General features: G+C 43.5%; 11 protein-coding genes. 1 reads left to right on the forward strand and 10 read right to left on the reverse strand.

Annotation, left to right across the window (positions count from 1 at the left end):
• From rsxC to Q7J41_RS07340, 8 genes are all read right to left on the reverse strand, one after another.
• On the reverse strand, positions 1-1,303 hold a 1,303-nt coding region (gene rsxC / locus Q7J41_RS07305), incomplete at its 3' end, for an electron transport complex subunit RsxC (protein ID WP_304886663.1).
• 325 nt (positions 1,304-1,628) lie between these two features.
• Positions 1,629-3,065 (reverse strand): aminopeptidase, encoded by a 1,437-nt coding sequence (locus tag Q7J41_RS07310; RefSeq protein ID WP_304886665.1) that lies wholly within the window; start codon positions 3,063-3,065, stop codon positions 1,629-1,631.
• Positions 3,066-3,106: 41 nt separating this feature from the next.
• Entirely contained in the window at positions 3,107-3,280 is a 174-nt protein-coding gene (locus Q7J41_RS07315; protein WP_304886667.1) for a DUF896 domain-containing protein, read from the reverse strand.
• A gap of 30 nt (positions 3,281-3,310) precedes the next feature.
• On the reverse strand, positions 3,311-4,633 hold the full coding sequence (locus Q7J41_RS07320; RefSeq protein WP_304886669.1) for a methionine gamma-lyase family protein: 1,323 nt from the start codon (positions 4,631-4,633) through the stop codon (positions 3,311-3,313).
• The gene (gene miaA / locus Q7J41_RS07325) at positions 4,620-5,585 is read right to left on the reverse strand and encodes a tRNA (adenosine(37)-N6)-dimethylallyltransferase MiaA (RefSeq protein WP_304886671.1); all 966 of its coding nucleotides are present in this window, start codon (positions 5,583-5,585) and stop codon (positions 4,620-4,622) included. The genes Q7J41_RS07320 and miaA overlap by 14 nt, the downstream gene beginning before the upstream one ends.
• 1 nt (position 5,586) lies before the next feature.
• Complete coding sequence (gene mutL / locus Q7J41_RS07330) at positions 5,587-7,593, reverse strand: DNA mismatch repair endonuclease MutL (RefSeq protein WP_304886673.1); 2,007 nt, start codon at positions 7,591-7,593, stop codon at positions 5,587-5,589.
• 266 nt (positions 7,594-7,859) lie between these two features.
• On the reverse strand, positions 7,860-10,247 hold the full coding sequence (lon, locus tag Q7J41_RS07335) for an endopeptidase La (protein ID WP_304886675.1): 2,388 nt from the start codon (positions 10,245-10,247) through the stop codon (positions 7,860-7,862).
• A gap of 39 nt (positions 10,248-10,286) precedes the next feature.
• Positions 10,287-10,706: a MarR family winged helix-turn-helix transcriptional regulator gene (locus Q7J41_RS07340; RefSeq protein ID WP_304886677.1), complete on the reverse strand. Its 420-nt coding sequence runs from the start codon at positions 10,704-10,706 to the stop codon at positions 10,287-10,289.
• Positions 10,707-11,006: 300 nt separating this feature from the next.
• Between Q7J41_RS07340 and Q7J41_RS07345 the strand changes: the two genes are divergently transcribed.
• A complete protein-coding gene (locus Q7J41_RS07345) occupies positions 11,007-11,765 on the forward strand; it encodes a peptidylprolyl isomerase (protein WP_304886680.1) in 759 nt (252 codons plus the stop codon).
• Between the two features lie 418 nt (positions 11,766-12,183).
• On the opposite strand, the gene Q7J41_RS07350 is transcribed toward Q7J41_RS07345, so the two are convergent.
• Positions 12,184-12,390 carry a YjfB family protein gene (locus Q7J41_RS07350; protein WP_304886681.1) on the reverse strand — a complete coding sequence of 69 codons (207 nt, stop codon included), beginning with the start codon at positions 12,388-12,390 and terminating at the stop codon, positions 12,184-12,186.
• Between the two features lie 199 nt (positions 12,391-12,589).
• A complete protein-coding gene (locus Q7J41_RS07355) occupies positions 12,590-13,966 on the reverse strand; it encodes a GntP family permease (RefSeq protein ID WP_304886683.1) in 1,377 nt (458 codons plus the stop codon).
• Positions 13,967-14,016: the final 50 nt, after the last annotated feature.

Genomic DNA, 14,016 nt, shown 5'->3' on the forward strand with positions numbered 1-14,016 from the left:
TCTCACGTTTAGCCACACGAATGGATGATACCAGGGTTCGCTTCGCAGGACAGATATAAGAACAGCTTCCGCATTCAATACAATCCATGGCATGATTTGATTCACATTTATCCCAGTTATTTCGTTGCGAATACTCAGCAATATATAATGGTTGTAAATGAATCGGACAGACCCCTACGCATTTACCGCAGTGAATACAATTTGACGGAGTGGAAATTTTAGCTGATTCTTTGGTTAAACATAATATTCCTGATGTTCCCTTCATCACGGGGATTTCGGTTTCAAACTGGGTAACACCCATCATCGGTCCGCCAGAGATTACTTTTCCCGGTTCAGCAGAAAAACCGCCACACTGGTCAATAACGGATTGGAAAGGTACACCCACCCGAATTTCCATGGTTTGCGGATTCTTGATAGCATCCCCTGTGCAAGTCAGATAACGTTTGTACAAAGGCAATCCGGTAGTCATTGACTCTGCTATTTGTGCAGCTGTACCCACGTTCATAACCACAACGCCGGCATCTGCTGGCAATGCCCCAGACGGAACTTCGCGACCAGTAATTGCCGCAATTAATTGTTTTTCAGCACCCTGCGGATATTTAGTGTGCAGTGAATAAACTTCCAGTCTGCTATCGTTTCCAATCGCTTTGACCAGTGCTTCAATGGCATCAGTTTTGTTATCTTCTACGCCAATAAAACCCTTCTCAACACCAACCGCTTTCATGGTAACTTTTAATCCCATGACAACCTTTTCAGCTTGATTCAGCATCAGGTGATGATCGGCTGTTAAATAAGGTTCGCATTCAGCTCCGTTTAAAACTACACAATCAACTTTTTTGTCCGGCGGAATCGCCAGTTTTACATGCGATGGAAAGGTTGCCCCGCCGAGACCGACAATACCAGCATTCAGAACCATTTTTTTAATGGCATCGGCATCCATTTCTTCTAAAGTACCATATGGTTTGATACTTGGATCAATGGTATCCAAACCATCTGATTCGATAACAACCGCCATAACTCGGTCTCCCGATGCATGTGGACGTTCTTCAACCGCAACAACTGTTCCCGAGACACTGGCGTGTACCGGTACAGAAACAAAACCGTTTGGTTCTCCGACTCTCTGGCCAAGAAATACCTGCTCGCCTTTTTTTACGATCGGTGTACAAGGTGCCCCAATGTGCAGCGACATGGGTATGATCACCATTTCCGGCTTAGCGCCAAAACCCAGCGGAACTTCAGCAGTACTTTCCTTTCTATAGGGTGGGTGGATTCCCCCCTTAAAGGTTCCATGTTTTACATTCATCTTAAGTCAAACACCCCTCAAATTAGATTTTTACACAAGAGTAACTGTATACTTGTATATTCAGGCAGTATCATAACATATAAATTATTTTTTTTCCATACGTATTGATAAATTTGTTTAAAATAATACTGTACCCACCGGGTTCATAAAAAAAATGGTAATTTATAGTTCTAAAAGTATAATTTTTAGACTATAATTACCATTTTAAAGTGACCATTCATATGGACAAAATCATTAATGCATTATATAGCATTTGTTACTATATTAACAAATGGGATTTTCATTTGATCATTTTGTCCTAAAGGGTATTATTTTGTCATTTTCCTTACGCCAGAAATGTTTTGTACCCTTTATAGCACATGTACAGATCAATCTTTGATGCTAATTCGAAGGGTGAATGCATACTCAGCAGTGCCGGACCACAATCCAGAACATCCATACCATACTCAGCCAGGATATGAGCAATGGTGCCACCGCCGCCAAGATCCACCCGACCCAGCTCGCCCATCTGCCAGATTACACCGGCAGTTTCCAGTGTTTGTCTCATTTTCCCCATAAACTCAGCATGAGCATCGTTGGATCCAGATTTTCCACGGGCTCCACCGTACTTTGACAAAACCATTCCTTTGCCAATATATGGAGCATTTCCTTTATCATGGGTACCAGTAAAATTTGGATCAACACCAGCAGTGACGTCAGCCGAAAGCATTTCTGAATTCATAAAGCAGCGACGCATCGCCATTTCCGGTTTTTTTACAGCCATCAAATCGATCAGCTCGGCTACTGTGTTCTCAAAAAAACGAGAATGCATACCCGTGTTACCAACACTACCGATTTCTTCCTTATCAGCCAGAATCACACAAAGGGTGCGATCCGGTGCCTCCTCACGGTCAAGAATAGCCCGTAGCGCCGTATAGGCACAGATACGATCATCCTGACCATATCCGCCAATCAGACTTTCATCAAAACCAACGTTTCGGGCTGCTCCCGCCGGTACCACTTCCAGTTCGGCGGTGGCAAAATCTTCTTCCCGCATCCCGTATTTTGTGTAGAGATGATTGAGGATATTGAGCTTTACCCCATCTTTCAGGTCTTTTTCGGGATAGGGCTGGCTACCGACAATGATATTAAGGCCTTCCCCAGTGATCCCCTCGGTCATTTTTTTGGTATTTTGTTCCTGCGACAAATGAGGCAATAGGTCGGTGATACAAAAAACCGGATCTTCTGGTGCTTCTCCAATGGAAATGTTAATCGTCTCGCCGTCTTTTTTTACTACCGTGCCATGCATGGCCAGGGGTATGGTCACCCAGTGATATTTCTTGATGCCGCCGTAATAGTGAGTCTTGAAAAAGGCCATGTCGTCGCTTTCATACAGTGGTGATGGCTTTAAATCCAGCCGAGGCGAGTCTATATGAGCTCCGATAATGGCCATCCCCTTCTCAATCGACTCCCTGCCGGCCACCAAGAAAACCACGGTCTTATCTTTGTGCACCAGGTAGACCTTATCACCGCAATTGATTTTGCCGGCTTTCTGATAGGCTTCCAATGGCTTGAACCCGGCTTTTTCGGCCAGTTCAACACTGAGCGTTACGCATTGCCGTTCGGTTTTTCCAGCAGTCAGAAAGCGGATATAGTCATCGCTGATTTCTTTAACTTTTATAGATTCTTCATCACTGAGGTCCTTCCAGGCCAGTTCCCATTTTTTACCCAGTTGCTCCTGGAGCAGCGTCCCAGGACTCTTTTCTTTGTCTTTATTTTTCATCGCAATTTCCTCCTTAGTTTCTATCTGATTATGATCCTTATTTACTTGTCGACGATTTCGATATTATCCAGTTGATCTTTTAAATTTGTTCTGATCGCTGAGAGATATTCGGCTCTCAGTGTCATTTGCTCATCCGATTCATCTTCGGTCAGCCCGCATTCTTTTTTCTTTCGCGCCAATTCGTTGATCCGATCAATGTTTTCTTTCGTTATCATATTTTCTCCTCTGTTTTTTTATCTGAATTTTTATATTTTTAAGAGTTGTTTATCCAGTAAGCGTTGAAGGCTGAGCAAAACGCCGAGCTTTCCGTGAAAATGGGTCAGACCGCCCTGAAAATAAACATAATAAGGTTCCCGCATCGGGGCATCGGCTGAGAGTTCAATCGAAGAACCTTGAATAAAAGCACCGGCTGCCATAATAATGGGATCTGAATAGCCGGGCATATCCCATGGTTCAGGGGTGGCCTGGCTGTCCACCGGAGCCGCTTCCTGAATTGCCCGACAAAATGTTTTCACCGCTTCAGCTGTTTTTAAACAGACACTTTGAATGATATCACTGCGATAGTCCATTACTTCAGGGCAAACGGCAAAACCCAACTTTTTGTAACAGGCGGCTAAAAGCACCGCCGACTTAATTGCCTGGGCTACCACCGTTGGCGCCAAAAACAGACCTTGCAGCAAGGTTCGGTTTATTCCTAGGGTCGCACCCGTTTCTCTAGCTACTCCGGGAGCGGCCAGACGGCAGGCGGCCAGATGAACCAGATCCGCCCGACCAGCGACATAGCCGCCCGTCGGAGCCAAACCGCCGCCGGGGTTTTTGATCAGCGATCCGGCCATCAGATCGGCACCAACAGACACTGGTTCGACCCGATCCATAAATTCGCCATAGCAATTGTCGACAAAAACAATCACATCTGCTTTTACTGCTCGAATTTTTTTAATCATCGCCGCCATGTCATCGATGCTAAGCGCCGCCCGCCAGCTATAGCCAGTGGATCGCTGCAGATAAATCATCTTCGTATTTGGAGTAATAGCGGTAAGAATGGCCGCTTCATCAAAACTGCCGTCAGACAGCAATTCGATCTGATCATAGGTTACTCCAAATTCTTTAATGGTTCCCTGCCCCACACAGGCCTCTTCCAGTCCAATAACGCTGCATATGGTATCATAAGGCGAACCGGTAATGGCCAGTAAATGGTCGCCGGGGCGCAATACCCCATATAGCGCCAACGAAATCGCATGGGTCCCCGATGAAATATGCGGTCGCACCAAAGCGTCTTCGGCACCAAAAACATCGGCGTAGATCGTTTCAACAACTTCCCGTCCGACATCGTCATAACCATAACCGGTAGAAACGGTGAAGTGGCGATCTCCCAACCCCGCCTTCTGCATCGCTTTGATGACCCGATACTGATGAAGCTCTGACAGATCATCGCGTTTTTTCAGTTGGGACTGGACTTCAATTTCTGCTTTTTTTACGAAATCGATAACTTCTGCTGAAATTTCAAATTCCTGCTCAAGATAGGTTTTAATGTCCTTTTGTATGTTCAAAAATTTACTCACTTTCATTTATTGGTTGGAATTGGGGAAGAATCTGATTAAGGCATTCGTCAACCAAGGTCTCCAAATCTCTGGTTTCATTCATTTCCAGCCATTGGATCCGTTTATCTTTCCGAAACCAGGTCATTTGACGTTTAGCATAGTGCCGGGAATCCCGTTTTAAAATGGTTACTGCTTCTGCCAAGGCAGACGCCCCTTCCAGATATGGTCTCAACTCCTTGTAGCCAATCGCTTTCAATGCCGTCAGGTTCCAGTCATATCCCCTTTCTATCAGCATTTTTGTCTCATCAACGAGGCCTTCCGCAATCATCAGATCAACCCGGCGGTTAATCCGCTGATAAAGCGTCTCCCGATCCCAGTTCAAACCCAGAATGATATAGTCATAGGGCACATCCTGTTTTTTTGTCTCTTCGTCAAAATAAGACTTCGGTTTACCGGTGAGCTCATAAATTTCCAGCGCCCGGATGATGCGGTTCAGATTATTGGGGTGAACGATTTCTGCCGTAGCTGGATCCACGGATTTTAGCCGCTCGTACAAAGCTTCCTTCCCCATGACTTCCGCTTCGGCCGTTAGTCGCCACCGTATTATTTCATCACTGTCTTTTTTTTGAAAATCCCAGGGCAGACTGAGGCTATTGATGTACAATCCCGTTCCCCCTATTATAATAGGAAGCTTTCCTTTTGAAAGAATCATTTCAATGGCTGCCAGTGCCGCTGTTTTATATTTTGCCACACTGAACTCTTCATCCGGGGACACACAGTCAACCAGGTGATGGGGTACTCCCTGCATTTCTTCTAAAGTAACCTTGGCTGTGCCAATGTTCATATATTTATAGATTTGCATGGAGTCAGCTGAGATAATCTCCCCATCAAGTTTTTTGGCAAGCGCCACACCTAATGCGGTTTTACCGCTGGCTGTTGGCCCTACTACGACTAATACTTTGGGTTTTTTCGTTTCCAACTTATATCACCCGCTTGAACAATTTCATTAATTCATACTCCTTTAATCTCATTATGATGGGACGGCCATGGGGACAGGTATAGGGATTACTGAGCTTCATCAGATTCTCAAGAAGTTTTCTGATTTCAGCCTGAGTCAAAGATTGTCCCCCCTTAATGGCAGCTTTACAAGCCATGGTAATGATCTTATTTTTCGCTTTTTCGGAAAAAACCATATTAGTATTAGTATTCTCGTCGCTATCAAAGAGATTTTCTTCAATCATTGACTTTAATAAGTCCAGGCTTTGGGGTTCCCCCAATAATACCGGAACACTGCGCACCAGCAGGGTATCTTCCCCAAAAACATCGCAGTCATAACCAAATCTTTTATACTCGGCCAATGCATTCTCAATCCCCGCTAAATCTTTGGGTCGAATTTTTATGGGTATTGGAGTCATCAAGCCCTGACTGGGAATACTCTCCTTGCGATCAAAAATCTCCATCAGCTCCTGGGTTATGAAAGCCTCATGGGCCGCATGCTGATCCAGAAGATAGATTTCCTTTTCGCCCTCCAAAAGAATATAGACATTAAACAGTTGCCCCACAATTTTCATTTTCGCCAGATCTTTAACGTCCGTTTTTAAAACCGGTAAAGGTTCTGATCCTGGGATGCTTTTTTCTGGTTTTGCCTGATCTAGCTCAAATATCCTCGGAGCTTCGGCAACCCGATTGTTAAGGTCTGGTGCTAACAAAGCCTCACCTTTCGCAGCTGGCGCCCGCTGCTTATCTTTGCTGATTTCTGTAATCGGTTTTACCAAATTCGGATCATCCCCTGAGGAAGTAGTGGGGGTTTTCTGTAACATCGTCTCAATGGTGGTTTGAGATTCGGTCCGGGTTATTTGCGTCGATGACACATTAGGTTCTGTTTCGCTGTTTTGATTGTTTAATTCATGATTTTTCAGGTCACTGTTATCCGCTATCTTGTTATTAAACCGAGTCTTTTTCTCATTGTTTTCAAGGTAATCATTATCTGCTGTCCCCAGCTCGACAATCAGGTTGGTATTTCTGAGCGTTTCCCGGATCCCCTGCTTGAAGAGCAGGCAGATCAGACTTTCATTTAGTATTTTTATTTCAGTTTTAGCCGGATGAATGTTTACATCCAGCATCCGGCCGGGCAGTTCGATAAAGATAATACCAAGGGGATGTTGATGTTTCATGCTGTAACCCTCGTAGGCATCATCCAAAGCCTGTGCCAGGCGGTTGTTTTTGATATAGCGTCCATTAATAAAAAACACCTGATCTTCACGATGGTTTCGCATGGTTTTGAGGTTTCCCACAAATCCTTCCAGCTTCATGGGTTTGTTTTCATAACTCAGAGCGATCAGACTATCTGCCGTATCAACCCCATATAATCCCTTGACCACATCCATCACCTTCCCAGTACCTGGGGTATCAAGCACAATTCGCCCATTACTGCTAAGCTGAAAGCGAATCCCCGGATGGGAAATAGCAATTTTCTCCAACAGATCCCGGACAATTGTTTCTTCTTTTTTATCCTTTTCCATATGTTTTCGACGAGCAGGCGTATTGTAGAACAGATCTCTCACCGTGATTTCCGTACCGCAATTATAGGCGCAGACCCGCTGATTGATCAGCTTGCCCCCTTCAAACAAGGTAAGACTTCCAACTTCTTCGTTTGCGAAGCGGGTAGTAATCTGCACCTTGGCGACGGCCGACACGCTGGACAACGCTTCGCCTCTAAAGCCCAACGATTCGATCGATTCAAGGTCTCCGATGGTTGATAGCTTGCTAGTGGCATGGCGTTTAAAAGCCAGCGGAATCTCGTTATAGGCAATCCCACAGCCATTATCCCGGACTGTAATCCGGTTTTTTCCGCCCGCTTCAACGATCACGGTAATCTGGTCAGCGCCGGCATCAATGGCATTTTCCACCAATTCCTTGACCACCGATACCGGCCGGATAATCACCTCACCGGCAGCTATTTTATTAATTGTTTCACTATTTAACATTTTGATTTTCATGGAAAATATTATATCATAAGAAAATAAGACCGTCGACAAAACCTGACAGAAAAAAGGAAGCTGTCGTCTGACAGCTTCCTTAATGACGGAATGGTTTGCGCTAAACGTCACCTTCCATATCAGGTGTTCATCCCCCGAGCGAAAAGGGATGGCGGTTGCTGACCCGCAGATTCAGATCTTTGCCTCAACAACGCTTACTAGCCTGTCCGGTTCTGTTTAGGACTTAGTTTCCACTCCTTCAGTTTACAGTATTTTTATTGTCCAACCATGCTCAGTTGTACGTTAGAATCGCCTTTGGGTCTGTTTAATACCGGTTTGCATTCCGGCAACTCAATTCCCAATGCTTCTCTCAGCACTTCTTCAATGGTTGAAACATGGATGATGGTTAAGGCATTTCGCACTTCTTCAGGAATATCACTGACATCTTTTTCATTATCTTTTGGTAATAAAATTTTTGTGATGCCACTGCGCTGAGCGGCGATAACTTTTTCCTTAATGCCACCAACTGGCAGCACCTGACCACTTAAGGTAATCTCCCCGGTCATGGAAAGTTTTGAATCCACTGGTTTGCCCAAGATCAAGGAAGCCAGTGCCGTCGTTAGGGTAACCCCGGCAGATGGTCCATCTTTTGGTGTTGAACCAGATGGTACATGAATATGGGTATCATTTTTGAAATAATCAAAACCGTTGGCCAAATCACCCAAACGTGAGCGAATCAGGCTCATCGCAATGGTGGCACTTTCTTTCATGACATCGCCCAGTTGACCGGTTAGGGTCAGCTTGCCACTTCCTGGCATCAGGCTTGCTTCGGTAAAGAGAATTTCTCCGCCGACAGCTGTCCATGCCATTCCGGTTACGACACCTGGCTTATTATTTTCGCCGGCTTTTTCATGACGTCTGGTTTTATTCCCCAATACCTCACTGATATTCTGAGTTGTCACAACAAATGGCAGTTCAACTTTTTTCGAGACAATTTTTTCAGAAACAACCCGGGCAATTTTTGCCAGTTGCTTGGTCAAGCCACGGACGCCAGCTTCAGCGGTGTAATTCTCGACAATTGCCTCAATGGCTGTGTCTTCAATTTGAAGCATCTCAGTGGTTAATCCATGGTCTTTTAATACAATGGGCAGTAAGTGATCAATGGCAATCCGTTTCTTTTCACCGTTGGTATAGCTTGACAGTTGAATAATTTCGGCACGATCTAACAATGGCGCTGGGATTGTGCTGAGGTCATTGGCTGTCGCAATAAAGAATACCTCGGATAAATCGTAGGGAATTTCCAGATAATGATCTGAGAAGGTACAGTTTTGCTCTGGATCTAAAACTTCCAGCAACGCTGAACCAGGATCGCCCTGGTGGGACATCCCCATCTTGTCAATTTCATCTAAGATGAAAACTGGGTTTTTAGCTTCGGCGTTGGCAATTCCTTTAATAATACGTCCTGGCATGGCCCCCAGATAAGTTTTGCGGTGTCCCCGAATTTCGGCTTCATCACGAACCCCACCTAAGCTGGCTCGCACGTATTTTCGATCTAATGCTTCGGCAATGCTCTTACCTAAACTGGTTTTTCCAGTTCCCGGAGGTCCCACTAGCAAAAGAATCGAGCCTTGTTTATCTTCTTTTAATTTCATCACGGCCAAATGTTCAATGATTCGTTTTTTCACATCGTCGATGCCGAAGTGATGTGATTCAAGTACCTGTCTGGCGTGTTCAATGTCTATTTCTTTTTTCTCACTGGTCCAGGGTAGTTCTAAAAGCAGATCAAGGTAATTCATAATGACGTTGCTTTCGCCCCCGTTTGGTGGTGAATTTTCGAATTTTCGAACTTCTTTTAATGCGATTTTTTTGATATCAGCAGGCATGTCCGTATCCAGAACTTTTTTCCGGTAGTCTGCTTCTTCTTCGAGTTCCTCATCCAGTTCACCAAGCTCAGCTTTAATATTTTTAAGCTGTTCCCGAAGCATCGCTTCTCGATAAGTTTTATCCTTACGTTGAGAATATTTTTTGCTGATTTCCAATTGCAGGTGTACGGAATCCTTTTCCCGGATGATATAGTCAATAAAACTCAGGGTACGTTCTTTTAGTGAATCAATCTCCAAAAGAACCTGTTTGCTTTTTAACGGAATACCCATCATCGGGATCGTGTAACCCATAATTTCTTCTAACGAAGGCAAACCTTCCAGGATACTGACAAAATACTCAGCCCCCTTAAAATTATGACTTAGATCTTTCATCAAGCCCTTAATGTATATGATCATTTCCTGCTCTTCGTCAGCACTAATATCCAGCACATCTTCCTGGATGGTGTAAGAAGCAGTAATCTGTTTTTCTTCAAAAGTGAAATCCAGAACTTTAACGCGATTGATGGTGGTAATATCAATAATAAACCCATTATCGGATTTTTGGATATTGTCAAATTTCATTAACACACCGATACGATAAAACGAATCAGCCGTCAATTGAACTAATCCTTTATAATCCTTTGTTGATAAACCAATGGCCAGGGTATTATTCTTGATGATCAATTCTTTGATATTGTTACCAATATCTTCGTTCACAAAAATACGATTTGAAATCCCCGGATAAATCACAGTTTCTGTGATCGGGATTAATGGTGCGTTTTTGATTTCTAGTGTGCTCATTTTTCTTCCTCCTCATCCTCTAACGATTTATTTATTTTATTAAAGGATTTTGTTTAGTAAGGTGATCAATTGATCCAGCTCTTCATCGGTGAGACTGTTTTTAATTCTTTCAATGACTTGAATCTTAGTTCTTTCCTCAGATCTGGCAATTGATTGTCCCTTTGGTGTAAGATAGATAAAATACACCCTGCGATCCTCTGGCGAACGTTCCCGATACACACAGTCCATGGAAATAAATTTACTAATCAATTCGGTAATCGTCGGTTTCGAATTCTGGGTTTCCTGAGCCAACTGACTGAAGGTAACCCGATAATTCTTGTCGATGACTTTCAGATAATATTTCTGTTTTGAGGTAACATCTTCCGCCTGACACTGGCAGGTTTCATTTTCATGCAAGGCTGCATCCAGCTTCAGTAGTTTATGATAGGCCTCATATAATTCATTTTTCTTACATGTCATATTATCACCCAACTTCTTTATTAGTTAGTGTTTACCTAACTACTTGTTATTAGTATAGCTCCACTTACCATTATTGTCAATAAAAGCTTACTCTTATTCGGAATCGTTAAGCTTTACTTAATTTTTCTGCTTCATTATCGCTTGATACATCGCCTTTAATCAACTATTGTACAGAATTTATCGGTCTATTTTATGAAAAGATTAGATTCTTATCCTTTATCACTCTGCATATTGACAAAATTCTCTTGAAAGGCTATGATTTTAGAATAATAAATTAATTTGGACCTAAAGGAGACTATTATGGAAAAAACACCTTTGGCTACCGTGGCTGGCAAAACAATTTACACTGCGGATTTAGATGCCTTAATAAAACAATTACCCCAGGAACAGGCGAGTCAGTTTACTTCAAAAGAAGGACGACGTCAACTACTGGAAGAACTCATTGCCCAGGAACTTTTTTATTTAGAAGGTAAGGAAGCAAAGTTTGATGAAAGCGAAGAGTTTCAGAAAATGCTCATTGATGCCGAAGAAAAACTTCTCAAAACCCATATGATTGCAAAATTCATGATGGACATCGCCGTGCCCGATGAAGAAGTTCAGAAGTTCTACGATGAAAATCCTAGCCAGTTCATTGCTCCAGACAGCATTCGAGCCAGCCATATTCTTTTACCGAATGAGGAACAAGCTGTAACCATTATTGACGAAATCAAAAACGGCAAATCCTTTGAAGCGGCAGCAAAAGAATATTCTATTTGTCCTTCCAATGAAAAAGGCGGAGATTTGAGCTATTTTTCCAAAGGCCAGATGGTTCCCGAATTTGAAACCGCTGCCTTTGCGCTGGAAGTTGATGAAATGACTGAACTACCTGTACAAACCCAGTTTGGCTTCCACATTATCAAGCTGACTGATCGTAAGATTGCTCAAACGATTCCCTTTGACGCCGTGAAGGAAAATGCCCGTAATTACTTATTACGGGAAAAACAGAACAAGGCGTTTATCGGCAAGGTCGAAGACCTCAAGCAAAAATATCCAGTTAAAATGGAAGCAAGTACCCTATAAAAAAAAGACCGAAGCATTTCTTATGCTTCGGTCTTTTTTGTTGACACTCCGTCCGTTCCGTTTTTTCTCTCTATTCTTCGTCCTTATTTTTACAACACCCTTTACCAATAAATCGGTGGCCGATGATGAACCCTGCCATCGTAAAGGCAATTGTTAGCGCAACTAAGGCGCAAGGGACAATTTTGTCCTTGTGAGACATTACACAGCATTGGCTGTCTTCATTTTTATTACAACACATTTTATTTCCTCCAGCTTTCTTTATTATATTTGCTTCGTACCCTTATTTTAGCGTTTAAAGCATGCTTCTTTTAGCAGCCACGCAAAATCTAATATTAAGTTTACTTCAAGATTTACTGTTGTTTTATAGGCAGTACCCTATGAAAAAATCCAGCCGGTAAGTAGACCGGCTGGATTTTTCTTAAACCGAGATATCCAATAACCGTCCAATATTGGCGTCAGGTGAGGGGCCAGCGACAGCAGCAACCGGCGCACTTGTTTCCACCATCGCCATCATATCTGTCATTTGTTCGGTTCCAGTCTCCATGGCCATTTTCATCACTGATATACTGGCCTGCTGAGCGACCTGCATTTGACTCATTCCCATCGAAAGTGCTGCAATATCCATGTTCATTCCACCTTTCTTTCGGGTGATTCAAAAAAATTCATGAATCAACTCCATCAAATTTAATCTCTGCCGTTTATTATGAGCAGAACGTACCTATATCTGTTATCGTATTAATTTGTATTTACTTAAATATTATATCACAATTTCAGAAATAATCCTTTAATCTTAGATCAATTGATTGGGGATCTGCAGGTTTTAATTATATAAATATTATTGCCAGGATAAAAATTGCTGTCATCGCTGTCACCCCCATAATGAGGGTCAATAGGGTCTGTGTTTTATAGCCATCCTGGGGTTCCATTCCACCAAAGTTTGTCACCACCCAAAAATAGCTATCATTCGCATGGGATACGGTCATCCCTCCGGCACCAATAGCCAACACTGCCAGAACGGCGGCCATCGGACTTGTTAGACCTAAGGCCGACATCATTGAGGCCGGATCCGAATAGATTCCCATGATCCCTGCTGTGGTTGTAATTGCAACGGTTGAAGACCCTTGAGCGGTTTTCAAGATAGCGGCAATTAAAAACGGAAAAAAAATCCCTGCCCGGGAAATGAAACCCGCATTTGCCTGAATAAAGTCGACAAAGCCAGCAGCCACAATTACCTTACCTAACACCCCGCCAGCAGCCGTAACAAAAAGGATCGGTCCGACCACCTTTAAGGTTTCATTGGTGAGTTCATAAAAATCAGCCATTTTTTTTGTTGAAACCAAAAGTCCCAATGCACATAGCAAACCTGCCGCCAAGGCAATCATCGGCGTTCCTAAAAAAACTAAAAGCTGTCCCAATATTCCGCCAATGGCAAGCAGACCGCTAATCGACCCCAATGCCATCAGCAAAATGGGCACCAGAATCGGTGAAAGCGAAGCCAAACCACTGGGAATTTCCCCATACTCGGCAACCAGTTCCGCCACACTTTTTTGATAATCCAGATCCCCCAGTTCTTCCCGCGAGCTAACTTTTCTGCCAATAAATTTGGCAAATATTAGCGCTGCAAGCAAAGTTGGTACGGAAACCAAGGTGCCCATACCGATGACTAGCAGCAGATTATTACCAACACCCAGGGATCCTGCTGCCGCAATAGGTCCCGGGGTTGGCGGAATAAAAACATGGGCAGTATAAAGCCCTGCTGATAAGGCTACGGTCATAGCCACTGATGAGGTTCTGGTTTTAGCGCACATTGCCTTGCGAATTGGATTCAGGATCACAAACCCGCTGTCACAGAAAACCGGCACCGCCACAATCCATCCCATTATCATTAAGGCCAGCTCCGGATTTTTAGGACCAACCACCTTTACTACCATGTCTGCCAGTTTAATCGCAGCTCCTGTTTTTTCCAGGATCAGCCCAATTAAAGCACCCAGGATAATTACGATACCGATGCTTGTGAAAATACCTGCAAATCCGGATCCCAAAATTCCGGGAATCTCTGAAAGCGGCAATCCGACTACTAGTGCAAGCAACAATGAAACGCCCATAATCGCTAAAAAGGGATGTACTCCCCATTTGGAAATGGCCAAAATCATCAAACCGATTGCGATCACAAATGTAATCATCAAAACTAATCCCGTCATAAAATCCCCTTTCTCCGATAACTCATATTCGATGATTACTAAACTGATCG

Origin of the sequence: Acetobacterium sp. (assembly GCF_030652775.1) — a bacterium.
Lineage (GTDB): Bacteria > Bacillota > Clostridia > Eubacteriales > Eubacteriaceae > Acetobacterium.

Excerpts from the sequence above, each read along its gene's own strand:
- Q7J41_RS07310 (WP_304886665.1), bottom strand. The coding sequence starts at position 3,065 with ATGAAAAATAAAGACAAAGAAAAGAGTCCTGGGACGCTGCTCCAGGAG.
- Q7J41_RS07315 (WP_304886667.1), bottom strand. The coding sequence starts at position 3,280 with ATGATAACGAAAGAAAACATTGATCGGATCAACGAATTGGCGCGAAAG.
- Q7J41_RS07320 (WP_304886669.1), bottom strand. The coding sequence starts at position 4,633 with ATGAAAGTGAGTAAATTTTTGAACATACAAAAGGACATTAAAACCTAT.
- mutL (WP_304886673.1), bottom strand. The coding sequence starts at position 7,593 with ATGTTAAATAGTGAAACAATTAATAAAATAGCTGCCGGTGAGGTGATT.
- lon (WP_304886675.1), bottom strand. The coding sequence starts at position 10,247 with ATGAGCACACTAGAAATCAAAAACGCACCATTAATCCCGATCACAGAA.
- Q7J41_RS07340 (WP_304886677.1), bottom strand. The coding sequence starts at position 10,706 with ATGACATGTAAGAAAAATGAATTATATGAGGCCTATCATAAACTACTG.
- Q7J41_RS07345 (WP_304886680.1), top strand. The coding sequence starts at position 11,007 with ATGGAAAAAACACCTTTGGCTACCGTGGCTGGCAAAACAATTTACACT.
- Q7J41_RS07350 (WP_304886681.1), bottom strand. The coding sequence starts at position 12,390 with ATGGATATTGCAGCACTTTCGATGGGAATGAGTCAAATGCAGGTCGCT.
- Q7J41_RS07355 (WP_304886683.1), bottom strand. The coding sequence starts at position 13,966 with ATGACGGGATTAGTTTTGATGATTACATTTGTGATCGCAATCGGTTTG.